The 26,940-nt window shown below is 62.4% G+C and carries 26 protein-coding genes; 20 read left to right on the forward strand and 6 right to left on the reverse strand.

The window, feature by feature from the left end; translation table 11 throughout:
• The first annotated feature begins 15 nt into the window (after positions 1 to 15).
• Positions 16 to 783: a hypothetical protein gene (locus BMY03_RS04630; protein ID WP_094010380.1), complete on the forward strand. Its 768-nt coding sequence runs from the start codon at positions 16 to 18 to the stop codon at positions 781 to 783.
• Between the two features lie 72 nt (positions 784 to 855).
• Positions 856 to 1,917 (forward strand): PDDEXK-like family protein, encoded by a 1,062-nt coding sequence (locus tag BMY03_RS04635; RefSeq protein ID WP_094010381.1) that lies wholly within the window; start codon positions 856 to 858, stop codon positions 1,915 to 1,917.
• Between the two features lie 59 nt (positions 1,918 to 1,976).
• Here the strand turns inward: BMY03_RS04635 and BMY03_RS04640 are convergent, their stop codons facing one another.
• Positions 1,977 to 3,404 carry a hypothetical protein gene (locus BMY03_RS04640; protein ID WP_143067519.1) on the reverse strand — a complete coding sequence of 476 codons (1,428 nt, stop codon included), beginning with the start codon at positions 3,402 to 3,404 and terminating at the stop codon, positions 1,977 to 1,979.
• A 259-nt stretch (positions 3,405 to 3,663) separates the two neighbouring features.
• Here BMY03_RS04640 and BMY03_RS04645 point away from each other — a divergent pair, with 259 nt between their 5' ends.
• On the forward strand, positions 3,664 to 5,418 hold the full coding sequence (locus tag BMY03_RS04645) for a flavin monoamine oxidase family protein (RefSeq protein ID WP_094010383.1): 1,755 nt from the start codon (positions 3,664 to 3,666) through the stop codon (positions 5,416 to 5,418).
• The gene (locus BMY03_RS04650) at positions 5,415 to 7,094 is read left to right on the forward strand and encodes an alpha-keto acid decarboxylase family protein (protein ID WP_094010384.1); all 1,680 of its coding nucleotides are present in this window, start codon (positions 5,415 to 5,417) and stop codon (positions 7,092 to 7,094) included. The genes BMY03_RS04645 and BMY03_RS04650 overlap by 4 nt, the downstream gene beginning before the upstream one ends.
• An 84-nt stretch (positions 7,095 to 7,178) precedes the next feature.
• On the opposite strand, the gene BMY03_RS04655 is transcribed toward BMY03_RS04650, so the two are convergent.
• Positions 7,179 to 7,475 (reverse strand): DUF3077 domain-containing protein, encoded by a 297-nt coding sequence (locus tag BMY03_RS04655; protein ID WP_160291170.1) that lies wholly within the window; start codon positions 7,473 to 7,475, stop codon positions 7,179 to 7,181.
• 368 nt (positions 7,476 to 7,843) lie between these two features.
• On the opposite strand from BMY03_RS04655, the gene BMY03_RS04660 reads away from it, so the two are divergent.
• The 14 genes from BMY03_RS04660 (at position 7,844) to BMY03_RS04725 (ending at position 23,868) form a co-directional block, all read left to right on the forward strand.
• The gene (locus tag BMY03_RS04660) at positions 7,844 to 8,749 is read left to right on the forward strand and encodes an AraC family transcriptional regulator (protein WP_094010386.1); all 906 of its coding nucleotides are present in this window, start codon (positions 7,844 to 7,846) and stop codon (positions 8,747 to 8,749) included.
• Between the two features lie 236 nt (positions 8,750 to 8,985).
• Positions 8,986 to 10,296, forward strand: a complete 1,311-nt coding sequence (locus tag BMY03_RS04665) for an ABC transporter substrate-binding protein (RefSeq protein ID WP_094010387.1) — start codon at positions 8,986 to 8,988, stop codon at positions 10,294 to 10,296.
• Between the two features lie 71 nt (positions 10,297 to 10,367).
• Positions 10,368 to 11,291: a carbohydrate ABC transporter permease gene (locus tag BMY03_RS04670; RefSeq protein ID WP_038705865.1), complete on the forward strand. Its 924-nt coding sequence runs from the start codon at positions 10,368 to 10,370 to the stop codon at positions 11,289 to 11,291.
• Positions 11,292 to 11,301: 10 nt separating this feature from the next.
• A complete protein-coding gene (locus tag BMY03_RS04675; RefSeq protein WP_094010388.1) occupies positions 11,302 to 12,135 on the forward strand; it encodes a carbohydrate ABC transporter permease in 834 nt (277 codons plus the stop codon).
• Positions 12,136 to 12,189: 54 nt separating this feature from the next.
• Positions 12,190 to 13,302 carry an ABC transporter ATP-binding protein gene (locus BMY03_RS04680; RefSeq protein ID WP_094010389.1) on the forward strand — a complete coding sequence of 371 codons (1,113 nt, stop codon included), beginning with the start codon at positions 12,190 to 12,192 and terminating at the stop codon, positions 13,300 to 13,302.
• 11 nt (positions 13,303 to 13,313) lie between these two features.
• Entirely contained in the window at positions 13,314 to 14,783 is a 1,470-nt protein-coding gene (locus BMY03_RS04685) for a mannitol dehydrogenase family protein (RefSeq protein ID WP_094010390.1), read from the forward strand.
• Between the two features lie 16 nt (positions 14,784 to 14,799).
• Positions 14,800 to 16,290 carry a xylulokinase gene (gene xylB / locus BMY03_RS04690; RefSeq protein WP_094010391.1) on the forward strand — a complete coding sequence of 497 codons (1,491 nt, stop codon included), beginning with the start codon at positions 14,800 to 14,802 and terminating at the stop codon, positions 16,288 to 16,290.
• A gap of 41 nt (positions 16,291 to 16,331) precedes the next feature.
• On the forward strand, positions 16,332 to 17,276 hold the full coding sequence (locus tag BMY03_RS04695) for a carbohydrate kinase family protein (RefSeq protein ID WP_094010392.1): 945 nt from the start codon (positions 16,332 to 16,334) through the stop codon (positions 17,274 to 17,276).
• A gap of 174 nt (positions 17,277 to 17,450) precedes the next feature.
• Positions 17,451 to 17,750 (forward strand): His-Xaa-Ser system protein HxsD, encoded by a 300-nt coding sequence (gene hxsD, locus BMY03_RS04700; RefSeq protein ID WP_094010393.1) that lies wholly within the window; start codon positions 17,451 to 17,453, stop codon positions 17,748 to 17,750.
• A complete protein-coding gene (gene hxsB / locus BMY03_RS04705; protein WP_094010744.1) occupies positions 17,747 to 19,234 on the forward strand; it encodes a His-Xaa-Ser system radical SAM maturase HxsB in 1,488 nt (495 codons plus the stop codon). Before hxsD ends, hxsB begins: the two co-directional genes overlap by 4 nt.
• Positions 19,235 to 19,239: 5 nt before the next feature.
• The gene (gene hxsC / locus BMY03_RS04710) at positions 19,240 to 20,469 is read left to right on the forward strand and encodes a His-Xaa-Ser system radical SAM maturase HxsC (RefSeq protein ID WP_094010394.1); all 1,230 of its coding nucleotides are present in this window, start codon (positions 19,240 to 19,242) and stop codon (positions 20,467 to 20,469) included.
• Positions 20,466 to 21,074, forward strand: coding sequence for a His-Xaa-Ser repeat protein HxsA (gene hxsA, locus BMY03_RS04715; RefSeq protein ID WP_094010395.1), 609 nt, complete (start codon positions 20,466 to 20,468; stop codon positions 21,072 to 21,074). The genes hxsC and hxsA overlap by 4 nt, the downstream gene beginning before the upstream one ends.
• 479 nt (positions 21,075 to 21,553) lie before the next feature.
• Positions 21,554 to 21,976, forward strand: coding sequence for a hypothetical protein (locus tag BMY03_RS04720; RefSeq protein WP_084942470.1), 423 nt, complete (start codon positions 21,554 to 21,556; stop codon positions 21,974 to 21,976).
• Positions 21,977 to 22,044: 68 nt separating this feature from the next.
• On the forward strand, positions 22,045 to 23,868 hold the full coding sequence (locus tag BMY03_RS04725; RefSeq protein WP_094010396.1) for a YaaW family protein: 1,824 nt from the start codon (positions 22,045 to 22,047) through the stop codon (positions 23,866 to 23,868).
• Positions 23,869 to 23,965: 97 nt separating this feature from the next.
• Here the strand turns inward: BMY03_RS04725 and BMY03_RS04730 are convergent, their stop codons facing one another.
• Positions 23,966 to 24,175 carry an AbrB/MazE/SpoVT family DNA-binding domain-containing protein gene (locus BMY03_RS04730; protein ID WP_094010397.1) on the reverse strand — a complete coding sequence of 70 codons (210 nt, stop codon included), beginning with the start codon at positions 24,173 to 24,175 and terminating at the stop codon, positions 23,966 to 23,968.
• 283 nt (positions 24,176 to 24,458) lie between these two features.
• Here BMY03_RS04730 and BMY03_RS04735 point away from each other — a divergent pair, with 283 nt between their 5' ends.
• Positions 24,459 to 25,022, forward strand: a complete 564-nt coding sequence (locus tag BMY03_RS04735) for a hypothetical protein (protein WP_094010398.1) — start codon at positions 24,459 to 24,461, stop codon at positions 25,020 to 25,022.
• A complete protein-coding gene (locus BMY03_RS04740) occupies positions 25,019 to 25,408 on the forward strand; it encodes a hypothetical protein (protein WP_094010399.1) in 390 nt (129 codons plus the stop codon). The genes BMY03_RS04735 and BMY03_RS04740 overlap by 4 nt, the downstream gene beginning before the upstream one ends.
• Positions 25,409 to 25,513: 105 nt before the next feature.
• Here the strand turns inward: BMY03_RS04740 and BMY03_RS04745 are convergent, their stop codons facing one another.
• From BMY03_RS04745 to BMY03_RS04755, 3 genes are all read right to left on the reverse strand, one after another.
• Positions 25,514 to 25,978 carry a DUF6998 domain-containing protein gene (locus BMY03_RS04745; RefSeq protein ID WP_094010400.1) on the reverse strand — a complete coding sequence of 155 codons (465 nt, stop codon included), beginning with the start codon at positions 25,976 to 25,978 and terminating at the stop codon, positions 25,514 to 25,516.
• Between the two features lie 148 nt (positions 25,979 to 26,126).
• Entirely contained in the window at positions 26,127 to 26,435 is a 309-nt protein-coding gene (locus tag BMY03_RS04750) for a DUF3077 domain-containing protein (RefSeq protein ID WP_177182882.1), read from the reverse strand.
• Positions 26,436 to 26,511: 76 nt separating this feature from the next.
• Positions 26,512 to 26,748, reverse strand: a complete 237-nt coding sequence (locus tag BMY03_RS04755) for a hypothetical protein (protein WP_094010402.1) — start codon at positions 26,746 to 26,748, stop codon at positions 26,512 to 26,514.
• Positions 26,749 to 26,940 lie beyond the last annotated feature (192 nt).

The following is a 26,940-nucleotide window of genomic DNA, read 5'->3' on the forward strand; positions in this document are numbered from 1 at the left end:
CCGGAACCGCGCGCAATGACCCTCTTCTACCTGAAACTCCTCGTCACCCCGCTGCTGATGTGGGCCATCTCCCTCGCCTCAAGGCGCTGGGGCGGCCTGCTCGGTGGTTTGCTGTCCGGCCTGCCAATCACCTCGGCGCTGGTGATGACCTTTCTGTGCCTGGAGCAAGGCACGGCCTTCGCCCTGGGCGCGGTGCCGGGTGCGCTGGGTGGACTGGCGGCCGTGCAGGCCACCTACACCTTCTACCTGTTCGCCACGCGCAAGCTCGGCATCGCTGCGGCGGTATCGCTGGCGATCCTGTTCTATGGCCTGGCGGCCTATGCCTTCACCCACTGGGGCGGGTTGTACCTGTCGGTCGGCGTGGCGCTGCTGCTGATCGGCGTGCTGATCCGCGCCAGCGGCCGCGAGCCCAGGCCCGATACGCTTGCCCGGCCTCGGCACCGTTATTGGGAGATCCCCTTGCGCATGGTGTCCGCCACCGCGCTGCTGATGCTCACCACCAGCCTGGCCAGTTGGCTGGGGCCGGCGACCAGCGGGATGCTGGCGCCGATCCCGGTGATTGCCTGGCCGTTGGTGGTGTTCGCCCATGTCCAGGGCGGCCGCGCCGGGATGGCGGCGATGGTGCGGGGCAATGCGATTGGGGCGGTGGGGGTGATTGCGTTTTATCTGGCGATGGCGGGGTTGCTCGAACATACGGGCGTCGCCATTACCATGCTGGTTGCGATGGCGACCGCCGTTGGCCTCACCGTCGCCCTGGCAGCACTGTTGAAAGGGCGTGCCTAGCTGCCGAAATCGACGGCACATCGGTATCGCCGACATTGCTACCCCCGCAAGGGGAACACACGGAGAGACACCATGGATCTGGATCAGGCACGCACCCTGCTTGCCGAGGCTGAACGGCATCGCCAGCCGGCGTATGAGCCAAGCATTTTTGCCCTCGGAGGGCGCGGTTACTACGAAAACCCCACCACTGACCTGCTCGCATTCTTTCTCGACCCCAACCAGGTCCATGGTTTTGGTGATTGCTTCCTCGGCGCCCTGCTAGGCTGCATCTGCAAAGAGTCACCTCCCGAGCCGACCCTGCGCCTGCCTCCGCAACGTGAAGTGACCACCACCAATGGCAAGCGCATCGACCTGCTGCTGCAAGGTGAGGACTGGCTGCTGATTCTCGAGAACAAGATCTTCCACGCTCAGGTCAACCCGTTCGCCGATTACGAACTCTATGCCGAAACATTGGTGGGTGGCCGCGACAAGCGCGTGTTGTTCGCGGTGCTGTCACCGTCGGGCAGCAACGTCGCCGATGGTTGGACAGGGCTCAGCTATGCCGACCTGCTCGGCGCCCTGCGCAGAGCACTGTCGCAAAACGTCGAGCACAGCCGGCTGAACAAATGGCGTGTGCTGGCAGACGAGTTCCTGCTGCATCTGGAAAACATCACCGTGGAGCGTGACATGAACCCTGAGAGCATTGATTTCATCTTCGATCACCTGCCGCAGATCAATGCCCTGAACAAGCTGCGTGACCAGGCACTCGAGGCGCTGGATAGCAAGATCATCGCCCACTTGCAGGCCGAGATCGACGGCTTCGAAACCTACACCCGCCGGCAACCCTGGGCGGACGGACCGGCGCTGCGTTACGCCTGCAACGACTGGGTCGAGTGGTCGGATGTGGTGCTCTACCTGGATGGCAGCCAGGCGCCACTGCGACCGACCATCCGCGTGTACCTGATCAACGTCGACACGCGCCAGATGGAGTTTGGCCGCCATCTGTTCCTTGACACCACAAGGCAGCCCTGGACCGAAGGCCGGCGCGTGATCGGTTTTGAATGGAAGTTGGAAAGCTTCGACGAACGCGTGGTAATCGACACGGTCCTGGAGAAAATGCGGCTGTTGATGCAATTCGAGGCCGAAATGCGCTGACATCAAGCCACAATGGGCAGGCCGCCCCGCACTTGCGCAAGCGCGGGGTAATGTGGTTTTCAGCGTTTCTTGCTGGCCGACACCCGGGGCCGTGCATCGACATAGACAATATCGGATGCCCTTTCGCCCTTGGCAGATTGCAACGAGCGGACCCGCTCAAGCTTTCCACCCAGTTCCCCAACATCCACCAGCACGAAAATCCCATGCTCGGTGTTTTCCGAATCCTTGTAGCGCTCCAACTGACACTCATAACCATGCACCACACTGGTGTTGGTCGACAGCTTGAACTCGACCACGACCTTGTCGTGCCAGCCGGCAGAGATCTTGAAATCAACCGGCCCACTTCCGCCGTCCGACTCAGGCGAAATATCCAGGCCGTACGCACGGCAAAAGCTAATGGCACTGCTGAAGAACAGATTTTGCACACTGCTTTCTGGCTTGGGCTTGTCTCGGTCCCAAAGCTCCTTCCACAATCCATGCGCTTCAATCTGCGTCTTGAATACTTCAAGAATTTCATGCACCACATCATTCATGGTCCGTACACAGGGGGCGTTCTGGAACTGCCGGACGACCGCCGAGTGCGTCCGCCGTTGCTCGCTGCCAAGCCGCTGCCAGAAATCCGGATCACTCAAGTCATCTGCGAGTTGATCGATACGGCCAAGAACTGCAAGTTTCAGTTCATCCATGCGCTGGAGGAGATCTTCGCAAGACGATGACCTACCGATTCTCTGCAAATAATCCAGGATCTGGTCAGGCTGCGGGCTTATGCCGGCCTCCATGAGCAAAGCAATAGCTCGCGTTTGCACCTCATGCCCGGCCTCCCGTTCGAACCTGCGGGAGAGACACACATCCCACAGATCTCGCCTCGTCCCCTGGGAAAAGCCAGAGAGGATGTCGACATCGGGCGGGACAATCACATACTCCAGACAGTAATCGATGGGGAACCTGCTACGCAGGCTGGTGATCATCTTGATCAACCCAAGACCTATGCGGGCATCAGGTAGAAAGGCCGGTTTTTTTTCGCTGATCATCTCGAAGAGATCCGCAACTGGCTCAGCAGTGCGCAGCATATGGACATGAAAGTCGCAGGGGATATCCCAGAGCTCGTTGCCCAGCGAGAAACCGCGATCATCTATCTTGCAATAGGGGGTAAGTGTGCAGACCTCACCTGACTCGAACAGATAGACTCGAAACCCTTTGCTTTTGTAGATATAGGACCTTCTGCCACCTGCCGCCGCCGTAAGGCCATCGAACAGCAGGACCGCCTTGGAGGAGTGAAACTCTTCCATTGAACGAGTACGGGGGGAGTCCAGCCCACATTGTTCGATTGGAATTACTTCAACTGCCATACGCTCAGGCAACGCCTCGAACAGCTCGCGCTGATCGAGTACGCAGGACAGTACATCGCGGGTAACGCCAACAAAGTCGACTTGCTCCCCCCAACACTCCCTGACCGCTGCCAGCAACAGCGTTTCCAGCACGTCCATAACCTTCCTCATCAAAATCGCATGCCTTGGCAGGCTTCTGGCAACAAATAATGCCAAAACGATACCACGCCACCGTAGTGCCTAGGCCATCGACAGCTATGTCGAGATCACCATCGCCTGGGTTCCCCGCGCACCTCGTTGTAACCGCGCCGGGACCACGTTGAAAATTCAATGATGGCAAACTGGCATTCCGCCAAACCTCGACAATACTGGCTCGTCACATGGATTCCTTGCCCACAACAACAAAAGGGAATTTGCGATGAGCCAGCCCCAACCCTTGGACGTCGCCATCATCGGCGGCGGTGTCTCCGGTACCTACAGCGCCTGGCGCCTGCAACAGGCCCACGGCGACAGCCTGCGTATCCAGTTGTTCGAATATGGCGACCGCATCGGCGGGCGGCTGTTCAGCGTCAAGCTGCCCGGCCTGCCCAATGTGGTCGCCGAGGTGGGCGGCATGCGCTACATGCCCGGCGCCGACGGCCATGTCATGGTCGACACCCTGGTGCAGCACCTGGGCCTGCCGAGCAAGGACTTCCCCATGGGCAACGAACTGCCCAAGGACGCGCCCATCGGCGCCCAGGACAACCTGTTCTACCTGCGCGGCCAGCGCTTCCGTTTCCGCGATTTCGTCGAGGCGCCGCACAAGATTCCCTACGACCTGGGCTGGACCGAGCGCGGCTACAACCCCGAAGACCTCCAGGTCAACGTGATGAACAGCATCTATCCCGGGTTCGACAAGCTGAGCCTGGCCGAGCAGATGCAGGTACAGGTATTCGGCAAGCCGATCTGGCGCTACGGTTTCTGGGACCTGCTCTACCGCGTGCTGAGCAACGAGGGCTACCAGTTCATGAAGGACGCCGGCGGCTACGAGGCCAACGTCGCCAACGCCAGCGCCGTGACCCAGCTGCCCGCCACCGAATACAGCGACGCCACCGTGTTCCGCACGCTCAAGGATGGCTTCCAGAGCCTGCCGCTGACCCTGGCCCAGCGCTTCAGCGAACAGGCCGGCGGCCTGGTGCCCGCCGACCAGCGCATCCAGATGAACCGCCGCCTGGCCGCCCTGAGCTACAGCGATGACACCGAGTACCCCTACCGCCTGCACCTGCGCCACACCGAGACCGTCAACGGCAAGACCCACGACCTCGAAGGCGAGGACATCGTCCACGCCCGCCAGGTGATCCTCGCCCTGCCGCGCCGCGCGCTGGAGCTGATCGACTCGCCGCTGTTCGACGACCCGTGGCTCAAGGACAACCTCGGCTCGGTGCTGGTGCAGTCGGCGTTCAAGCTGTTCCTGGCCTATGAGCAACCCTGGTGGCGCAACCTGGGCCTGGTGGCCGGGCGTTCGGTCAGCGACCTGCCGATCCGCCAGTGCTACTACATGGGCACCGAGTGCGATCAGGCCGGTGGCGAAAACACCTTCAACTCGCTGCTGATGGCCTCCTACAACGACATCGGCACCGTGCCGTTCTGGAAAGGACTCGAAGACGGCCCCGAATTCACCGGCTACACCCCGCGCAGCCTCGAAGGGCGCATCGCCAATGACGCGGTGGTGCCGCGCACGCAGTTCCAGATCAGCGACGAGATGGTGCGCATCGCCCAGCGCCAGGTCACCCAGCTGCACGCCCAGGTCGAGCTGCCGGCCCCCTACAGTGCCGTGTACCACGCCTGGGACGCCGACCCCTACGGTGGCGGCTGGCACGAGTGGAAGGCCAACTACCGCCTGGACCTGATCATCCAGAAGATGCGCCACCCAGTTAAGGACCAGCAGGTGTTCATCGTCGGCGAGGCGTATTCCTATGGCCAGGGTTGGGTCGAGGGCGCGCTGACCACCGCCGAGTCCGCCTTGCAGGAGTTCTTCGAACTGCCGCGCCCCAACTGGCTTCCGGCCAGCTACCAGCTGCTGCCGACCCCGGCACCGGAAGAGATCGACTACGCCACCCCGCCCATGCCCAGCCACGCGCCGCAGGTGCTCGAAGCTATCACCCAGGCCATCTGCGCGGGGGTCAAGCCATGAGCACTTTTACCGTGGCCGACTACCTGCTGACCCGGCTCAAGGAGCTGGGCCTGGACAAGGTGTTCCAGGTGCCTGGGGATTATTGCTCCAGGTTCATGAGCGCGCTGGACGCCTTCGACGGCATCGATGCCGTGGGCGAAATCTACGAGATGGGCGCCGCCTACAGCGCTGACGGCTACGCCCGGGTGCACGGCCTGGGCGCGGTGTCGCTGCAGTACGGGGTGGGCACTTTCAGCGCGGTTAACGCCATCGCCGGGGCCTACGTGGAGCGCAACCCGGTGGTGGTGATCTCCGCCAGCCCCTCCACCAGCGACCGCCTCAAGGCCAATGCCCAGAACGTGTTGTTCCACCACTCCACCGGCAACTTCGAGGCCGACCGCAACGTGCTGGAGCAGGTGACCGTGGCCTGCGAGATCCTGTCCGATCCGCACCGCGCGCCGTGGCAGATCGACAACGCGCTGATCGCGGCGCTCACCCACCGCCAGCCCATCTACCTGGAGGCCTATCAGGACATCTGGGGCGCCGAGGTCAGTCGCCCCCACGGCCAATTGACCCCCGCCCCGCGCCCGTCCAACCCCCAGGCTTTGCAAAGCCTGGTCGAGGCCAGCGTGCAACGCCTGGCCACGGCGCGCCAGCCGCTGGTGCTGCTGGGGGTGGAGATCATTCGCTACGGTTTGCAGGACGCCGTGCAACGCCTGATCGACAGTTGCGGCCTGCCCTTCTCCACCACCCTCGACGCCAAGACCGTGCTCGACGAAAGCCAGGCGCCATTCATCGGCACCTATGCCGGCCCCGCCTCCCGCCCGGAAACCTCGGCCCGGGTGGATGCCTGCGACTGCATCCTGGCCATTGGCGTGATCTTCACCGACGACTACCTGGACCTGCTCAAGGCCCGCTATGGCGAAATCGTCCAGGTCAACTGCGAACTGGCCCGCGCCGGCGCCGACTACTACCCCAACGTGCGCCTGCCCGACTATGTCGAGGCCCTGCTCAAGGCCCTGAAGGTGGATACTCAGTTCCCGCGCCCTGGCACCGCCCTGGCCGCCTCGCGCCCGCTGCTGGGCAGCGGCGCGGTGCCCAGCGCGCTGAGTTATGCGAGCTTTTTCGACAGCCTGGTGAATTTCGCCCACGAGCATCGCCTGTGGCAGACCAGCACGCTGATCCTCGGTGAAAGCTCGTCGCTGTATGTGGCCAGCAACATCAACGGCATGCCCCGCGGCAGTTTCATCTCCGATGCCATCTGGGGCTCGCTCGGCCACGAGACCGGCTGCGCCCTTGGCGTGGCGCTGGGCAGCGGCCGGCGCCCGGTGGTAGTGGCCGGCGATGGCGGGTTCATGATGGTCAGCCAGTCGCTGGCAGCACTGGCGCGCAACAAGGTCAATGCGGTGGTGTTCGTGATGAGCAACCAGGTGTATGCGATCGAGCAGGCCTTCGTCGACCCTGATGCGTTCACGCCAGAAGGTGAATTCGCGCCGTTCGACACCTTGCCCGCGCTGGACTATACAGCGCTGGCCTGCGGCTATGGCGCGCTGGGGTATCGGGTGGAAACGGTGGACGAGCTGGAACGCTTGCTGCCGCAGTTGCTGATGGTTGTGCAGCGGCCAGTACTGGTGGAGGTGAAGATTGCCGAGAAAGACTTTGCCGAGCAGATCAAACGGTTAGCCGGGCTGAGTTGATTGCACGGTTGATCGCCACACCTGCCGCCAAACAGTTAGCCGCTTTCGACTGCTCGAAAGCGGCTATTGCGCTGACAGCGCGGCTCAACTGTCGCCCTTCCCCTCGCTCACCGGCAGCTGCCCATCAATCATAGCCTTGGCGATCCCGCTGAGGTAATACGTTGCCCGCATAAGCGTCTGCGCCTCTTTCGGCTTGCTCAACGCCTGCTGCGTGAGCGCGGTGATGCAGCCCAGAATGATCGACGTTTCCTGCAACACCTCGGCCGTCGGCAACCCCGGTACAGCCTGCACCCAGTCGCGTATCGACCGACGCCGGGTACGGCCAACCAGGCTAACGATGTTCAGTACGTCTTTGCCCTTTGCTTGTTCGTCCTTGTCCATGACCCCACCCCCGAAAAAATGAAAGAGCCCGCCGCGTTTCATCGTCTGGCGCCAACGGGCCAAACCGCGCGATCCTTGCACGGTGCTCTGCCCAAAGGCCCGGCCAACCCCGAACGGCGAAACACGACGAGCAGGGCGAGACTAAAGGGCCTACCCACTCGCTACAACGGCCCGACAGGTGGAAAAGCTACCTTTAGGAAATGGACTACACGAACAGCGGAAGAATGGCTGTAGGACCTACAAAATCCGCCTTGAACAAGCACCCGCATGGGACGGTCGCAGCGCATACGCCTTCAGCTTTCTGCTCTGCCCTGCTCCGCCACTTCAGGCTAGGATGTCACCTCGCCCCGCCAGGCCCAGCCACTGCCATGCCCAGAACAAGCAAAGTCACCGACCCGTCCTACGAACTGATGGACGACCATGAAGGCGCCTCGCTGATCTACCGCCAGCATGGCTTCCCCAGCCCGCTGGTGCGCTGGCATTTCCACAAGGAATACGAGCTGCACCTGATCGTCGCCAGCGCCGGCAAGGTGTTCATCGGCGACTACATCGGCAACTTCGCTCCCGACACCCTGTTCCTCACCGGCCCCAACCTGCCGCACAACTGGATCAGCCAGGTCGGCCCCGACGAAGTGGTGGGCAAGCGCGACATGCTGGTCAACTTCACCGACGAGGTACTCGAGGATGGCAGCCAGGTGTTCGCCGAGCTCACCCAGCTGGCCCCGCTGCTGGCCCGGGCGCGCTATGGCATCGAGTTCCGCGACCCGGCACTGATAAACGAGAGCCGCCAGCTGCTGCAACGTATCGCCGACAGCCGCGGCATGACCCGCCTGGGATACTTTTTTATCCTCATGGAACAGCTCGCCGCCTGCGATGACTACCAACTGCTGTCCACCGTCACCTCTTCGCAACTGGCAGACGAACACAATGTCGAGCGTATCAACCGGGCGGTGGACTACATCTTCCAGCACTACGCCCAGGACCTGAGCCAGAACGAGGTGGCCGAGCACCTGGGCATGACGCCGACCTACTTCTCGCGGTTCTTCAAGCAGGCCGCCGGGCGCGGCTTCGTCGAGTTCGTCAACCGGCTGCGGGTGAGCAAATCGTGCGAGCTGCTGGCCAAGGGCGAACTGCCGGTGACCGAGGTGTGCTTCGAATCGGGCTTCAGCAACTTGTCGAACTTCAACCGGCGCTTTCTGCAACTCAAGGGCATGACCCCTTCGGACTACCGCAGCCTGGTGACCCAGCGCCTGACCGAGCAGAACCGCGGCTGAGCCTTGGGGCTGCTTTGCAGCCCATCGCCGGCAAGCCGGCTCCCATCCCGACCGCAGCGCCTTCAAGCCAGCGCCATCCCCGTGGGAGCCGGCTTGTCGGCGATGGGGCGCGCAACGGCCCCTGTTCAAGCACTGCAAAAAAGTATCAGCCAAGGTGCAGGCGAGGCTTTGTCGGCGTCGCCGTGCACGGGTGTAATCAGCGCCGAGCGATACAAAAACAATAAGGGAGTTCACTGATGAACGACTCGATCAAGGCCTGCCTGGCCGCCGCCTGCCTCAGCCTGCCGCTGCATGCCCAGGCCGCCGACACCCTGACCATCGCCACGGTCAACAACAATGACATGATCCGCATGCAGCGCCTGGCCAAGGTGTTCGAGCAGCAGCACCCGGACATCCAGCTCAAGTGGGTGGTGCTTGAAGAGAACGTGCTGCGCCAGCGCCTGACCACCGATATCGCCACCCAGGGCGGCCAGTTCGACGTGCTGACCATCGGCATGTACGAAGCCGCGCTGTGGGGTGCCAAGGGCTGGCTGGCGCCGATGACCGACCTGCCCGCCGACTACAACCTCGACGACGTGTTTCCCTCGGTACGCAACGGCCTGTCGGCCAACGGCACGCTGTACGCCCTGCCCTTCTATGCCGAAGCCTCGATCACCTACTACCGCAAGGACCTGTTCGAGCAAGCCGGGCTGAGCATGCCCGAGCAACCCACCTGGACCCAGCTCGGCGAGTTCGCCGCCAAGCTCAACCACCCCGATCAGGGCCAGTACGGCATCTGCCTGCGCGGCAAGGCCGGTTGGGGCGAGAACATGGCGCTGATCGGCACCGTGGCCAATGCCTTCGGCGCGCGCTGGTTCGATGAGCAATGGCAACCCGAGTTCAGCGGCAGCGAGTGGAAGAACGCGCTGAACTTCTATGTGAACACCCTCAAGCAATACGGCCCGCCCGGCGCCTCCAGCAACGGCTTCAACGAAAACCTCGCGCTGTTCAACAGCGGCAAGTGCGCGATGTGGGTCGATGCCAGCGTCGCCGGCTCGTTCGTCACCGACAAGACCCAGAGCAAGGTCGCCGACCAGGTCGGCTTCACCTTCGCGCCCAAGGAGGTCACCGACAAGGGCGCCACCTGGCTGTACTCCTGGGCACTGGCGATCCCCACCAGTTCCAAATCCAAGGACGCCGCCAGGACGTTCGCCACCTGGGCCACCTCCGAGGCCTACGGCAAGCTGGTGGCCGAGAAAGAAGGCGTGGCCAACGTGCCGCCCGGTACCCGCGCCTCGACCTACAACGACGCGTACCTGGCCGCCGCGCCATTCGCCAAGGTCACCCTCGAATCACTCAAGCGCGTCGACCCCAACCACCCCACCCTCAAGCCCGTGCCCTACGTGGGCATCCAGCTGGTGACCATCCCCGAGTTCCAGGCCATCGGCACCCAGGTCGGCAAGCTGTTCGCCGCCGCGCTGACCGGGCAGATGAAAGTGGACCAGGTGCTGGCCTCGGCCCAGCAGTCCACCGAACGCGAGATGAAGCGCGCCGGTTACCCCAAGTAGCCCGCAGCGTCCCCCGACCGCGCCGCCCCCCGGCGCGGTGACCGCCCCTTTTTGCTGCACACGGAGTCGCCATGAACACATCGGCCCTCGACACCCCGAGCCTCGCCACCGCACGCCCCGGCAAACGCCGCGTCGGCCCCGGCTGGTTCCTGGTCAGCCCTTCGGTGGCGCTGCTGCTGTTGTGGATGATCGTGCCCCTGGGCATGACCCTGTATTTCTCGCTGATCCGCTACAACCTGCTGTACCCGGGCGAAAACCAGTTCGTGGGCCTGGAGAACTTCGCCTTCTTCGTCACCGACGCCGGCTTCATGCCCGGCGCCCTGAATACCCTGACCCTGGTCGGCAGCGTGCTGGCGATCAGCGTGGTGCTCGGCGTGCTCATTGCTGCGCTGCTGGAGGCCGGCGAGTTCTGGGGCCGCGGCGTGGTGCGGGTGCTGCTGATCTCGCCGTTCTTCATCATGCCCACGGTCAGCGCGCTGCTGTGGAAGAACCTGATCTTCCACCCGGTGTCGGGCATCCTCGCCGCCGTGTGGCGCCTGTTCGGCGCGCAACCGGTGGACTGGCTGGCGCACTACCCGCTGCTGTCGATCATCCTGATCGTCTCCTGGCAGTGGCTACCGTTCGCCATCCTGATCCTGATGACCGCCATGCAGTCGCAGGATCTGGAACAGAAGGAAGCCGCGCGCCTGGATGGCGCAGGCCCCTTGGCGATCTTCTGGCACCTGACCCTGCCGCACCTGGCGCGGCCCATCGCCGTGGTGGTGATGATCGAGACCATCTTCCTGCTGTCGGTGTTCGCCGAAATCTTCACCACCACCAGCGGCGGCCCCGGATACGAGTCCACCAACCTCGCCTACCTGATCTACAACCAGGCGCTGCTGCAGTTCGACGTCGGCATGGCCTCGGCCGGTGGCCTGATCGCCGTGCTGATCGCCAATATCGCCGCCATCGTGCTGGTCCGCATGATCGGCAAGAACCTCACCGCGCGCAGCTGAGGAGCCCGCCATGCTGACACTCAAGCAAACCCGCACCCTGAAGAACGCCCTGCTCGGCCTGCTGTGCTGGGCCCTCGCCCTGGTGATCTTCTTCCCGATTTTCTGGATGCTGCTGACCAGCTTCAAGACCGAGCTGGATGCCTTCGCCACGCCGCCGCAGTTCATCTTCGCGCCGACGCTGGAGAACTACCTGCACATCAACGAGCGCAGCGACTACTTCGCCTACGCCTGGAACTCGGTACTGATCTCGTTCTCGGCGACCCTGCTGTGCATGCTTATCGCCGTGCCGGCCGCCTACTCGATGGCCTTTTTTGAAACCCGCCACACCAAGCGCACGCTGCTGTGGATGCTGTCGACCAAGATGTTGCCGCCGGTGGGCGTCTTGATGCCGATCTACCTGCTGGCCAAGCAGTTCGGCCTGCTCGATTCGCGCCTGGCGCTGGTCATCGTCTACACCCTGATCAACCTGCCGATCGTGGTGTGGATGGTGTACACCTACTTCAAGGATATCCCCGTGGACATCCTTGAAGCGGCGCGCCTGGATGGCGCCGGCACCTGGCAGGAGATCGTCCGCGTGCTGCTGCCGATCGCCCGCGGCGGGCTGGCCTCGACCCTGCTGCTGTCGCTGATCCTGTGCTGGAACGAGGCGTTCTGGTCGCTGAACCTGACCTCGTCCGCCGCCGCCCCGCTCACCGCGCTGGTGGCCTCCTACTCCAGCCCCGAAGGGTTGTTCTGGGCCAAGCTCTCGGCCGTCTCGACCCTGGCCTGCGCGCCGATCCTGATCTTTGGCTGGATCAGCCAGAAGCAGCTGGTGCGCGGACTCTCCTTCGGTGCCGTGAAATGATTTCCCGCCATTCCCACGCCAATTCTGTTCTCGCCTCTGACAAGGACACCCACCATGGCTGACCTGAAAATCCGCAACCTGCACAAAGGCTTCGATGGCCACGCCATCATCAAGGGCATCGACCTGGACGTGCGCGACCGCGAGTTCGTGGTGTTCGTCGGCCCCTCCGGCTGCGGCAAGTCCACCCTGCTGCGCCTGATCGCCGGCCTCGAGGAGGTCAGCAGCGGCAGCATCACCCTCGACGGCGCCGACATCACCGACACCGCCCCGGCCAAGCGCGACCTGGCCATGGTGTTCCAGACCTACGCCCTGTACCCGCACATGACCGTGCGCAAGAACCTGTCCTTCGCCCTGGACCTGGCCGGCGTCGCCAAGCACGAGGTCACCGCCAAGGTCGACAACGCCGCGCGCATTCTCGAGCTGCAACCGCTGCTCGAACGCAAGCCGCGCCAGCTCTCCGGCGGTCAGCGCCAGCGGGTGGCAATCGGCCGCGCCATTGTGCGCAACCCGAAGATCTTCCTGTTCGACGAACCGCTGTCCAACCTCGACGCCGCCCTGCGCGTGCAGATGCGCCTGGAGCTGGCGCGGCTGCACCAGGAGCTGGCCGCGACGATGATCTACGTGACCCACGACCAGGTCGAGGCCATGACCCTGGCCGACAAAGTGGTGGTACTCAACGGCGGGCGCGTCGAGCAAGTGGGCTCGCCGCTGGAGCTTTACCACCATCCAGCCAACCTGTTCGTCGCGGGGTTTCTCGGCACGCCGAAGATGGGCTTCCTGCGTGGCCACCTGAGCCGTAACCAGGGCAACCAGTGCGAGGTAGCCCTCGAATGTGGTGCGCGAATCGCCCTGCCGCTGTGCGCGGGCGAGCTGCATACCGGCAGCCAGGTGACCCTGGGGATCAGGCCCGAGCACCTGAGCATCAGCCCGGTGTGCCAGGGCGCGCCTGGCTCGCTGCAGGTGACGGCCGATGTCAGCGAGCGGCTCGGCAGCGACAGCTACTGCCATGTGCGCGCCGCGTCCGGCGAGATGCTCACCGTGCGCGTGCGCGGCGACTTCGCGCCGACCTTCGGCGAGGCCCTGGAGCTGACCTTCGACCCCACCCACTGCCACCTGTTCGACAGCAACGGCCAAGCCCTCGACAAGCGCCTGCAGCAGGCGGCCTAAGGACCTTCAGGATGAAACTCAACCAACACAACCTCCCCCGCCTGGCGGTCGCCCGCCCCAGCTACGACCCAAGCCAATTGCGCCAGGGCATCGTGCACATCGGCGTCGGCGGCTTCCACCGCGCCCACCAGGCCGCCTACACCGACGCCCTGATGAACCTGGGCGAATGCCTCGACTGGGCCATCTGCGGCGCCGGCCTGCGCCGCGAAGACCGCGCCATGCGCGATGCCCTGGCCGCGCAAGACCACCTCTACACCCTGTTTGAACTGGGTGACCAACCCGACACCCAGGTCCGCGTGATCGCCGCGATCAACGGCATGTTGCTGGCCGAGGACGGCGCCGAAGCGCTGCTGGCCAAGCTTGCCGAACCCAACATCCGCATCGTCTCGCTGACCATCACTGAAGGCGGCTACTGCATCGACGACAGCACCGGTGAATTCCGCGCCGACCTGCCGCAGATCCAGCACGACCTGGCCAACCCGCAAGCCCCGCAGAGCGTGTTCGGCTTCCTCTGCGAAGCCCTGCGCCGCCGCCGCGAGGCCGGCATCGGCCCCTTCACGGTGATGTCCTGCGACAACCTCCCGCACAACGGCGACGTCGCCCGCAAGGCCCTGCTGGCCTTCGCCCACCTGCAGAACCACGACCTGGCCCGCTGGATCGACGGCCACGTCAGCTTCCCCAATGCCATGGTCGACCGCATCACCCCGATGACCAGCCCCACCCACCGCCAGCAGTTGCTCGAGCGCCACGGCGTCGACGATGCCTGGCCGGTGGTGTGCGAGCCGTTTTTGCAATGGGTGGTGGAAGACAAGTTCGTCGCCGGCCGCCCGGCCTGGGAGCAGGTCGGCGTGCAGTTCACCGACGACGTCACGCCCTATGAAGAAATGAAGATCAAGCTGCTCAACGGCAGCCACCTGGCCCTCACCTACCTGGGCTTTCTGCAAGGCTACCGCTTTGTCCACGAAACCCTCGCCGACCCGCTGCTGCAGCGCTACATGCGCACCTTCATGGACCAGGACGTAACCCCGCAACTGGCCCCGGTACCGGGCATCGACCTGACGCGCTACAAGCACAGCCTTACCGAGCGCTTCGCCAACCGCGCCATCGCCGACCAGCTGGAGCGCGTGTGCTCCGACGGCTCGTCGAAATTCCCCAAGTTCATCGTGCCCACCGCCAACCGCCTGATCGCCGACGGCAAGCCCCTGGAGCGCGTGGCCCTGGTGGTGGCCGCCTGGGCCCTGTACCTGCGCGGCGAGGACGAACAGGGCACCCGCTACAGCATCCCCGACCCCCGCGCCGCCGACTGCCAGGCCCGGGTGGCGCAGCGCGACGGCCTGGCCGCCCGGGTGCTCGGCGACGAGGCGATCTTCGGCACGGCGATCCCCGCATCCAAAGCCTTCGTCAGCGCCTTCGAGCGCCTGTACGACAGCTTGCGCGAAGTCGGCGTGAGTGAAACCCTGCGCCAGGTCCTCGGCGACTGACACGGAGGTTTTCGAAATGGACGGACTGTTCCTCGGCATCGATTGCGGCACCCAGGGCACCAAGGCCCTGGTGCTGGACGCCGGCAGCGGCCAGGTGCTGGGCCTGGGCAGTGCCGCCCATGCGCCGCCCCAAGGTCGCGATGGCCGGCGCGAGCAGGATCCGGCCGACTGGCTGCAAGCCCTGCGCACGGCGGTGTCCGCTGCGTTGCGCGATGCCGGTGTGGATGGCCAGGCCATTCGCGCATTGGCGGTGTCCGGCCAGCAACACGGTCTGGTGCTGCTCGACGCCCAAGGCCAGGTGCTGCGCCCGGCCAAACTCTGGTGCGACACCGAAAGCGCGCCTGAGAACGCGGAGTTGCTCGATGCCCTCGGCGGTGCCCAGGGCTCGCTTGAACGCCTCGGGCTGGTGATCGCGCCGGGCTATACCCTGTCCAAGCTGCTGTGGACCAAGCGCCAACATCCCGAACTGTTCGCCCGCCTCGCCCATCTCCTGCTGCCCCACGACTACCTGAATTACTGGCTGACTGGTCGCGTCTGTACTGAGCCCGGCGACGCCTCCGGCACCGGCTACTACGATGTGCGCCGCCGCGCTTGGGCGCCTGATGTTCTTCAGCACATCGAGCCCGGCGAGCGTCTTTTGGCTGCGCTGCCTGAACTGGTCGAATCCGGCGATTGCCTCGGCACCCTGCGCGCGCAGTCCACCACTACCCTCGGCCTGAGCCCACAGACCTGGGTCGCCACTGGCGGCGGCGACAACATGCTCGGCGCCATCGGCACCGGCAATATCGCCCCCGGCATGATCACCCTGAGCCTCGGCACCTCAGGCACCCTGGCCGCCCATGCCGACCAGCCCCACGTCAGCGCCCAGGGCGAAGTTGCGACCTTCTGCACCTCCAGCGGCGGCTGGCTGCCGTTGATCTGCACCATGAACCTCACCAGCGCCTGCGCCCTGGTGCGCGACCTGCTGGAACTCGACCTCGACCGTTTCACCGAGCTCGCCACCCAAGCCCCGATCGGCGCCGACGGCCTGCTGATGCTGCCCTTCTTCGACGGCGAACGCGTACCCGCGCTGCCCGAAGCCACGGCCAGCCTGCACGGCATGACCAGCGCCAACCTGACCCGCGCCAACCTCTGCCGCGCCGTGCTCGAAGGCACCTGCTTCAGCCTGCGTTACGGCCTCGACCTGCTGCGCGCCAGCGGCCTGCCAGGCAGCGAAATCCGCCTGGTCGGCGGCGCGGCGAAAAGTCCGCTGTGGCGGCAGGTGCTGGCCGACCTGCTCGGCCTGCCAGTGGTATGCCCTCAGCAGACCGAAGCCGCCGCCCTGGGCGCCGCGATCCAGGCCGCCTGGAGCCTCGGCCGCCAGCTGGGCCAGGGCGACAGCCTCGAAACCCTGTGCGAACGCTGCGTCGCCCTCGACGAAAGCACCCGAACCCTGCCCCGCCCGGCGCAACAGGCCGAGTACGAGGTCGCCTATCAACGCTACCGGGATCAACTGCCTGCGCACTGAGCGCAGGTATCCTGCCCTTATCTATCGTTCTGGAGAACTGCATGTACCTGGTGTGTGGCGAGGCCCTGTTCGATGTCTTCAGCCTGGAAAACAGCAACCGCAGCAGCGAGCTGGGATTTACCGCGATTGCCGGCGGGTCGCCGTTCAACGTGGCCGTCGGCCTGCGCCGGTTGGGCGTGGCGTCGGCGTTGTTCGGCGGGTTGTCCAGCGACTACCTCGGTGCCAGGCTGCGCCGGGTGCTGGAAGAGGAACGGGTGGACTGCCGCTACGTGGTGACCAGCGCTGCGCCGACCACGCTGGCCATGGTCGGGCTGGATGCCAATGGCTCGGCGCAGTATCAGTTTCGCGGTGAAGGGTGTGCGGATCGGCAGGTGATGCTGGAGCATTTGCCGGTGCTGGATGAGCGTGTGCGGGGGTTGCATGTAGGCTCGTACACCCTGGTGGTGCAGCCCGTGGCCGATACGCTGATGGAGCTGGTGAAGCGCGAGCGGGACCGGCGCTTGATCAGCCTTGATCCGAATGTGCGGCTTAATCCGCAGCCGGATGTGGCGCTGTGGCGGCGGCAGGTGGAAGCCTTTGCCGGGCATGCGCATGTGATCAAGGCCAGTGAGGAAGACATCGGCATCCTCTATCCAGGTCGAGAGGCGCGTGACGTGGCCCGAGGCTGGTTGAACGAACGGTGCAGGTTGGTGTTCATCACCCATGGTGCTCACGGTGCCAGCGTGCATTGCGCGCATGGGTCATGGCAGCGGCCGGCGGATACTTCGTTGCCGGTTAGCGACACAGTGGGTGCTGGTGATACTTTCCAGGCTGCGGTGCTTGCCTGCCTGGCTCGCCTCGATGCAGATAGCCCGGCCGGCGTGGCGATTCTCACCCATGAAACCATCGATGCGATCCTCGCCTACGCGATCCGTGCCGCAGCGATCACCTGCTCACGAACAGGCCCGAACCTGCCCTATGTGCATGAACTACCACCGACATTCTGAGGATCAACCATAGTCTGGGAGACTTCATACGATGGTTTCCCATTCTCACAATTTCCCGAACCGCCCATCAAAATCCTGACTGAATGTATGCAAATGTAAAAAAATATGATGGCACTATGCCTCGTTAGCCGGCAAAATCCACACGTTCCCAACGGATTTGAAGGACCGGTTCCAATGACATGGCCAGTCATTCTGAAACTCGACAGCGCAGCCTATTCCCTCAGCGCGGTGCAACGAACCGCTTACGCCTTGGCTGACACAGTCGCGATTCAGATCGGCATTGAAGCTGACCAGATCAGCCTCACTGCCTTCCCTGCTAAAACGAAAGTCATGCTGCCTCAGGAGCAGGCACATTCGCTGATCCTCCAGCATTTAAATGACTTTGCCCTACGTGATCACATCAATCGTGAGACAGCTGGGTTGCGTGAGGTGCTGGCTCGAGCAGCGCTTGCTGGATGCGGGGTTTCGCGGTGACACTGATTGCGACCGACGCTAACAGCTACCGTCTGCTGCCCTTCCGCTTCATGCGCCTGAACACCGCAAATGACTGCGACATTTTGCTCACCTCCGATACAGGCGAGTATCTGTACGTGAACGACGCGCAGTTACGGGCCCTCAGTTACTTCGACATAGAAGCAGGCACATCTTTTTACAAGGACCTGCTAGCTCGCCATTTCATTTACGAACCGACACGCCACGATCCTTTTCCCGAAATGGCGGCGCAATATCGCAGCCGCAAGGACTTTCTTTTCCAGGGGCCGGCCCTGCACTTGTTCGTTGTAACGCTACGCTGCAACCATACCTGCCAGTACTGTCAAGTTTCGCGCGCACCGCTGGGTGGCTCGGGCCATGACCTATCGGAAGCGGATGCACTCGCTGCCGTTGATCGCTTGTTCGAATCGAACGCTCCCGCCCTGACGGTAGAGTTCCAGGGCGGCGAGCCACTTCTGGCCTTCGAACGTGTACGCCAGATTGTCGAATGGGTAGCTGCACGAAACCTGGTCGAGCAACGGGATATTCAGTTCGTCATAACCACAACGCTGCACCACCTGACGGACGAAATACTCGACTTCGCAAAACAGCACAGCATCCAGTTCTCGACTTCCCTCGATGGACCGGCGCCCTTGCACAATGCCAACCGCCCGACGCCTTCACGGGACTCTTACGAGCGCACCGTGGAAGGCATCAAACGGGTCCGCGAGCATCTTGGACACGACGCAGTCTCCGCGCTGACAACGTTGACCTCTCGAAGCCTTGAACAGCCTGAAGCTATCATCGACGAGTATGTAAAGCAGGGCTTTTCCAGCATTTCACTTCGACCGCTCAGCCCTTACGGGTTTGCCTCCAAGAGTGCACATCGCCTTGACTATCCGATTGAGCAGTACCTGACCTTCTACACGAAGGCTCTGACCTATCTGCTGAAGATCAACCAGCAAGGGACCTACCTGTCGGAGAGCTACACCAGCTTGCTGCTGAAAAATATCCTGACGCCCTTCTCATCCGGCTATGTCGACCTGCGCTCACCCGCCGGCGCGGGTACAGCGGCGCTGGTCTACAACTATGACGGTTACGTCTACCCGTCGGACGAGGCTCGGATGCTGCTGGAGATGGGCGAGGACGGTTTAAGGTTGGGCACAGTCCAGCACCCCTTGTCAGAACTTTTGGCCTCACCCGTTATGGAGACGCTGCTTGCCAGTGGCGTCGCGGAGGCATTGCCGGGCTGTTCGGATTGCGCATTGGTTCCCTACTGCGGCGCAGACCCGGTCGAACATTATGCTCGCCAAGGCGATCCAATCGGACACCGGTTGTTCAGCAGTTTCTGCAAGAAGAACATGGGGCTGTTAAAGCACTTGTTCGCCTTGCTTCGCGACGGAGATGACAACGTCCAAAGGGTACTGCTGTCCTGGTTGAACAGGCGCTCATACAGCGATGTTCGCTTCCCTGGCTACAGGGGCTGAGGACGATGCTGCGCAAAGATACCCACTTCGAAATTCAATACCTGAATGAACCAAAGCTGCTCAAGGTCATCACCCTGGATGAGTTCATTGAGCAAGGAGTCGCAGTTTGCGCCGGTGCCACGCAATTCAATGATTTACTGCTCTGGCTACCCAGCGAAGATCTTGAGCGAAATCCACATCTGGTTTCATTGCCGGTGGGCGGCTTCCTGACCCCAGAGTCACTCACTAGCCCATTCGACAACGGCAGACTGCACCTGCATTCCCCCAAAAATCCGGATGTCGTTCAACCTGGTGATGTCATTGCCATTACCCCTGGCAATACATTGGTAAGAGTGCTCTATCGACGCGGATCAGACAGTAACCTGCTTTTCATGACGGATCGTTGCAACAGCCTCTGCCTGATGTGCTCACAACCGCCTAAAGATATTGATGACCGTTGGCATATCGAGGAAAACCTTCGACTGATCGACCTGATGGACGCGGGCGAGGAAAACCTGGGGATCAGCGGCGGAGAGCCCACTCTTTATCGTGATGGCCTGCTTGAGATTCTGGCCAAGTGCAAAACCGTTTTGCCACAGAAGTCCGTACACGTGCTCAGCAATGGACGGTTGTTCAAAGATCCGAGCTGGATCGCAGCCCTCGCGGCCCTGGGCCACCCCCAGCTGAGTTGGGGCATTCCGTTGTATGCAGACAACGCAGTCGACCATGACCATGTAGTTCAGGCCCCGGGCGCCTTCAGCGAAACCGTGCAAGGACTCTATAACCTCGCGCGCGCTAACCAGATCATTGAGATACGCGTGGTACTCAGTCGCCTGACCACACCACGCTTGCCTGAATTAGCCCATTACGTGTTCAGGAACCTCCCCTTCGTACGGCACGTTGCGTTGATGGGTATCGAAAGTACTGGTCTGGCCAGAAAGCACTACGAGGAGTTGTGGATTGACCCGCTGGATTATCAAGAGGCATTGAGCCAAACCGCCTATTTCCTCTTCAACCGTGGGATGCCGGTTTCGATCTACAACCTGCCCTTGTGTTTGATCCCACCCCATCTCTCACGATTCGCCCGCCAGAGCATCTCCGACTGGAAAAACCTGTTCATCGATACCTGCCAGCAATGCGCTGCCGTCAAACATTGCTCAGGGTTCTTCAAATCCCACACTGACCGCTGGCAGAGCCGCGGCGTACGACAATTATCGACCGAGGCCTTTAGCGCCTATGCAAGGAGTGCACAGTGAAATTGCTTGACCGCTGGAAAATCCTGATCAGTGGCATCACCTTGTTGCCAATGGCTGGTACCACATTGGCACAGGCGGGCCACACACCGCTCGCCGATGCGAACTGGCAACCAAACGACAAACTGCAGCCTCCAGTCTTTGCCGATACGCTCAATGCCGCAGACGCAGTGAACATTTATGCGGCACATCGCTCGCACAGCTCACATCGGTCCCATAGCTCCCACAGCTCCCATTACAGCGGGTCGGGTGGCTATAGCGCACCTCGCTACTACAGCCCGCCCGCAACCAGCACACGGAGCTACAGTGCGCCGAGTACCTCGCACAGTACTTCAGGTAGCAATAGCCTTTATCAGTCGTCCGGCACAACTCCCGGAGCGAGCCCGGGTACGTCAAAGACCCGCGCGACCAACGAACAGAAAAGCAACCTGGTCAAGCGCGTACAGACTGCACTTATGGTTCGCCAGTATTATCAAGGCACAATTGATGGGGTCATGGGCAAGGCTACTCGTGGCGCGTTAATGGCCTTCCAAATGGATAGTGCGCTGACCGTGAATGGCAGAATGGATACACCCACTCTCAATTCACTGGGGATCAAGATTCCATAAAGGCAAGGCTCACCTGACAACCCCGAGCGGGATTACCTTTTGCCCAGCAATTCAGACGCAAAGCTGCTCGATCATCGCCGCGTTATTGTCATGCGCCGATAAAGCTTGGCCACGAGCCTTGAACGGACATGGACGTCAAGGTCATGGTCAAGCAACTCCAGACCGTGGTTCATCCAGGCGGCTTTGTGTCACCGAGGCTACAAAATTCGTAGACATCCTCATTTTAGTAGCCCAGGGACTACAACATTAAAGAGACGAAGGCACGTTCCGCGAAGGGCAATCGACACCATCGAAATCATCGTGGGAGTGGGCTTGCCCCGCGATGCAGGCGACACGCGGCAGGACACCTGCTGCACCCCTAATTGCAGCTGCAGGACCGCCGTGGATCGTTACACTGGTAAGTCCAAAGGATGATGTCATTCGGACATCAAGCCACGCTAATCTAGAAAGACGACCAGCGAACAACAAGGAAGGACGCCATGCAGCACATTACCCAAGTCGATAACACTCTTTGGGCACTGATCAGCCGCTTGCAGGGCACGGAGCTGCGAACGCCCTCCAACGCCAGCAACACCCGTTTCAGAATCGCGGCGGTCAACAACGACCACGTAAGGGTGGTAACCGGCACGAACAACAGCTCGATCACCCTGACCCGTGCGGCCTTCCAGCAAACGCTGGATTACCTGGCCAGCAACCGACACTTCGGGGAAGCACACGCAGTGGAGATTCGCTCCAATCTAGCGCCAGAAAACGCCGGCCCGCTTTGCCACGCCGCTCGTCGCCAACCCGACGGCCGTCCAGGAACCGTCGTCATCACCTACATCCTGCCGATACTGGAACACTGCCAGGCTGTCGCCATTCAGCGAGACGCCAGGCCGACCAGCACCTGGCTGGTGCCTTGAGCCCCCCACCTTGTAGGGGGCACCAGCTCCCTTTACCCGATACACCGTTCAAAAGGTAAGGACACACGATGGCAACCTCAGGAATCGATTGCGACGACGACTTGTTCACCAGCCTCATCAGCGCCACGCCCGAGGAAGTGGACATTCTGGTGGACATCATCACCGACTTCTCCCGGGGCCGCGCCGGCCTGGATGCGGACATCAAGAAGCAGCTGGTACAAGCCAAGCACAGCTCGCGACCGGCGGGTTATACCGAGCAGCAACTCGACCTGCTGGGCCACGAGCTGCAGCAATTCGGCGGGCATTCGGCAATGAACCTGGCCCGCCGCCTGTTGAAGAAGTCGGCGGTGCCCTACGCCGAGATCGTCAACGACGTGTACCAGAAGCTCAACGGCAGCGGCGCAACCAGCGTGGCGGACAAGGAACGCCAGATCGCCCTGGCGCTGTTCGGCGCTGGCTGGCGGGAGCTACCGGCCAGCGAGCGTTTCGAGCGGGCCACCAGCACCAAGGTGCTGACCGGGCTGTTCAAACTTGAAGAGGCGCTGCCCAAAGGGGCCGCCAGCATGATCGGCCTTTCCGCCTCGCGCAGCGCAGCACTGTTCACCATGGCCGCGACCACCGGATTGCGCCTGAACCCCTTTGGCGCCGCCTTCACTGCTGGCGTGGGCCTGCATAGCAGCGTGGCTGAAGCCTACCGCGTGACCGTGCCCTTCGTTGCCCAGATGGGCTGGATCCGCCTACGCCGGGAGTCGCCCGCCACGCCCCCGGCCACACGCCCCGACACCCAGCCAGTGGCCACATCTTCCCAGACCACTGCCGACCTGGTGATCCAGGACGGCCAGGGCGGCACATTGCTCAAGCTCAACGTCGTACAACGTCCGCCCGCAGGTACCCACCGCCCGCTGCCAACCGACCACATCAGTGCGCTCAACCCGCTGCTGGCCAATGTGCCCGGCCTGGCCGCCATGGGCGAGCTGGCCAGCGGCAACTACGTGATGTGCAGCCTGCCGTTCGAGACACTGACAAAGAACGCCAACGGCGACGGTAGCGTCCGGGCCTTCGTGCGTACCGGCGGCAAGATCAGTGAACAGGCCAGCCTGTCGCTCCCTGAAGACCTGCAGAACGTGCTGCTCAGTGGCGCGGTGTGGAACGCAGTGTCCTCGGCGGTGGGCCAGAAGCACCTGCACGACATCAACGAAAAGCTGGACGTCATCAAGCGTCAACTGGATGCCGTGCAGCACGATCTGGACGAAAAGCAGTGGGAAAAGCTGACCGGGATGTTCGAGTACACCCAAGGCGTGCTCGATCACTATGCGCAAGAAGGCATCGACAGCACTGCCCGCCAGACTCTGGAAAATCATCATAGCCAGATCACCTCCCTGGCCCAGTACTTCGCTCGCAAGATGAGCGAAGAACTGAAGCGCGCCCAGGATGTGCAGGCTGACAAACTGTTCGGTGTGGACAGCACCCGCCAGGCATTGCAGGACAGCCTGACGAAGATGGAGGGTTGGGTCAGCGGTTACCTGCAAACCGCACAGTTGCAAGTGGTCAGCAGTGCCTTGCGCTACCTGGCCGAGCCACTGCAACGCTATCGCGCCCAGGCGGCCAAGGCTCTCGAAAGCCTCGGCCAGCTGGATGAAATCGGCAACCAGAGCCGTAGCATCTACAGCTCGCAGATGGAACTGACCAGCTCACGCATGTTCAGCCTCGACGCCTCGCTGAAACAGAGCTTCACGGCACAACTGGACGGCCTGACCAGCGCCTTGGTCCAAGGCCCGCGGGACACCCAGCAACTACAGCAGTCGTTGTTCGATCAAGGGGAGCGTCAGATACTGCTGCGTTATGAGAACGGACAGATCGCTGAAGCCCAACTGCTGGAACGGGCGGTCTGAAGACAACCAACGTAGCCTTTGGCGTAAGCGAAACGAAGGATGCCATAGGCAGGACCGGGGGCGCGCGTGCAGAAATTGTCTGCTGACGATCACGCTCTCAACCTTCGAACAGCACGGTGCGCTTGCGATTCGCTTGTGCCCGTGCCCGAAGATCAGCCATGCGACTCAGCAACGATGCAGGGATGGGCTGGAGAAGTTCCGGGCTCTCGGTCATGTCCGTGTGCACAAGCTCAAGAATGGTTTCTTGGGCCTCCTGTGCTTCGCGTTTGATGGCTAAAAGAGCCACGCTCCCCTTTGATTCGGACATGTTTTGCTCCTTCATCCGGACCATGCGACGACTGCCGCATGTGCGATCTGACCAAGGGAATGTACAGCAGAATTACTCGAGAGAAATGAAGGGCAAGCCCACCGTTGCATGGTTTCAGAACGGGACTACATACCCATTGCCGTTCGATCAACACAGGCGCTTGCTCTACACCGCACCTGAACGCCGCAGGCCTTTGGCCATTAGCACAAGTGCCCTAATCGACCCTCCTCCCTTATGCCTCGTATAGTCCCCCTTGGATTACAAAAAACCGGGAAAGGACGCCATGGGTTACAAACTTCCACCCCTCTGCCAGTGGCTGGCCATCCTGGCCCTGGCCTGCAGCACCCCGGCCCTGGCCGAACAAGCCGCAGGCGACTACTGGATCATCTACGGCAAAGGGGAACGCTTGCACAACGAGGTCTACGTCGCCGATGCCGCCGGCATCCTGCAAAAGCCCGGCGGGGTGCAATCGGCCCAGGTCATGCAGCTGTTCGAAGACCCGGCCTTCCCGACCCTCGCCGCCTACGAGGTGCAGGTCAAATGCAAACAGCGCCAGATCCGCCTGGACAGCGCCCGGGCGATACGTCGCTTCGACGGTGCCGTGCGCGATGTGAAAACCAACGCCAAAGACTGGGTCGCACCAAAGGACTACTGGCTGCAGCGCACCTTCGCCTTCGTCTGCGCCCCCGACAACCGTGCGCGCAACCAGATGCTGTCGATCGGCAAGATGCCGGCGGCGAAGATGGTCGCCACCATCCAGGCCATGTTCATCCAGTTGATCGGCGTCCAGGCCAACAGCCAGGCGGTGCAGGAGCTGGACGACATGCTGGCGAACACCCCACGATGAACACGCGCCATCTGCTGATCCTTGGCCTGTTGCTGCCGACATTGGCCGGCTGCATCCCGACCCTGCCGGAGCTGATGGCGGGCAACCAATGGCAAGGGCGCGACGCCAAGCAGGCCATCGACTTCTTCGGCCCACCCATGCGCATGGAGCCGTTGCCCGGCGGCACTGGGGTGCAGTTGGGCTGGTACCGCGATACCACCTACGTGCAAAAGGAGGTGGTCGGCAGCACCGCCGAGATGCAAGGCAACGTGATGGTCCATACCAACTACTGGGACGATGTGGCCCATCCTGGCGGCTGCACGATCCTGATGTCGGTGAACAAGGCGCGGCAGATCAACGACTTCTCCACCAAGGGGCGCTGTAACGGGGTGAACCTAGCGCCATAGCGACAAGGCGAAAAACAAATCCTTTGGGAGCGGGCTTACACCGGCGCAGCCGGTGCCATCTAGCTTCGTAGCGAACGGGGGCCTACCCTGCCAAAACAGCCCCGCTCAACGCCGCGGTATTCGATCCTGCTCAGCCACCGTGCCATTCAACCGCCTGAGCATGGCCATCAGATTCCCATGCAACCCCGTACGCGTAGGCCTACGCCCAGCCAGTTGCTGCTGAATCAAGTAGCCCGGACCGTTGTAGACCTCTTCAAACGTGCCGTCACGGCTCATGCGAATACCGAGGTAATAGTCAGGCACGTGGTGCACAGGGAATGTCAGTGTGGTGCCGAAGGTGGTCTTGATCTGCACATTACGCCCCACATCACAAACCGCATCGTGATGCCTGGTGAGCCCGTCATTGAGCGTCAGCCTGTACGCCAGGCTCGCCACCACCTCTCCGATATCGCCGACCAGCCTGCCGTCCAGCGTAAAAGGCTTGCCAGGATAGGCCGCCTGCAGTTGCCCGACAGCGGCGAATAGATCGTGCAGTGCGTTTTTGATCTTCAGTTCAATGGTCGCATCCATGGGCGGGCCTATAGCTGAAAGCGGTGTCGTCGGCGGTACAGCGCACAACCTTGCTCGGTAGCGCTGGATTAGTGCAGCTGAATATTCCCTCACAACGTCAGAATGGGAAAGCGCCCAGGCAACATTGCCCGGGCGATGTACTCAATCGCTATTCGGCCGGCAAGCGAACCGTCAGCCCATGATTCACATCCTGGGCCAACGCCTTGGCCATGCCACTGAGGTAATGCACCGCCGTCTGCAGCGTAGGCAGATGATCAGTCTCCACCATCGCCAGATCACTGATCTTGTGCACCGCACACATCAACACGGTCGCCTGCTCCACCGCATGGTCCAGCGGATGCCCCGCCACGACGCGGAACAGCGGGTCTTGCACCCCCACCTCCGCGCCCTCGCCGAAATGCCCGACGCCGGTTGTGGCGAGTTTCTTGATGCGCGGGATTTGCAATTCCTTCTCCATACCATTCCTCCTGCGGCCCCGCGAACGGCGCGGGGCCTGATTGGTGAACATGAAGTGCGAGCCCAGGCTCGGCAGGTCAGTGGCGGGACTGCAGGCGGCTAAGCGCCACTTCCACCAAGGTGCGGGCGCTGTCGATTTCGTGCATGGCGGCGAGGGTCAGGACCTGGCCTGGGGGTTTGGCGTGGAGCAGGACGGTCTGCTGGCTGACGGTGAGGGCGCAGACGAGGTATTCGGAGATTTGGACCAGGAGGTCTTCGAGGGTGTGGGTGGTGCATTTGTCGTGTAGGGGTGGATCGGGGACTATTTTCAGCATGGTAGAGCTCCTATTTTCAAATGGAGCTACCGTTCTCTGCTGTCAAACAGAAAGGTGGCAGCTGTACGCGGGTTGACAGACCGGGAAAATAGGAAACCGGCGCACCGAAGTGCCCCACGTACAGCCACCATAGACGGCTATGCACGCGCGTTACTATCTTCCCGGTCTGTCAAAACCGGTCGCTGAATTGGC

Origin of the sequence: Pseudomonas soli (genome assembly GCF_900110655.1) — a bacterium.
Classification (GTDB): Bacteria; Pseudomonadota; Gammaproteobacteria; order Pseudomonadales; family Pseudomonadaceae; genus Aquipseudomonas; species Aquipseudomonas soli.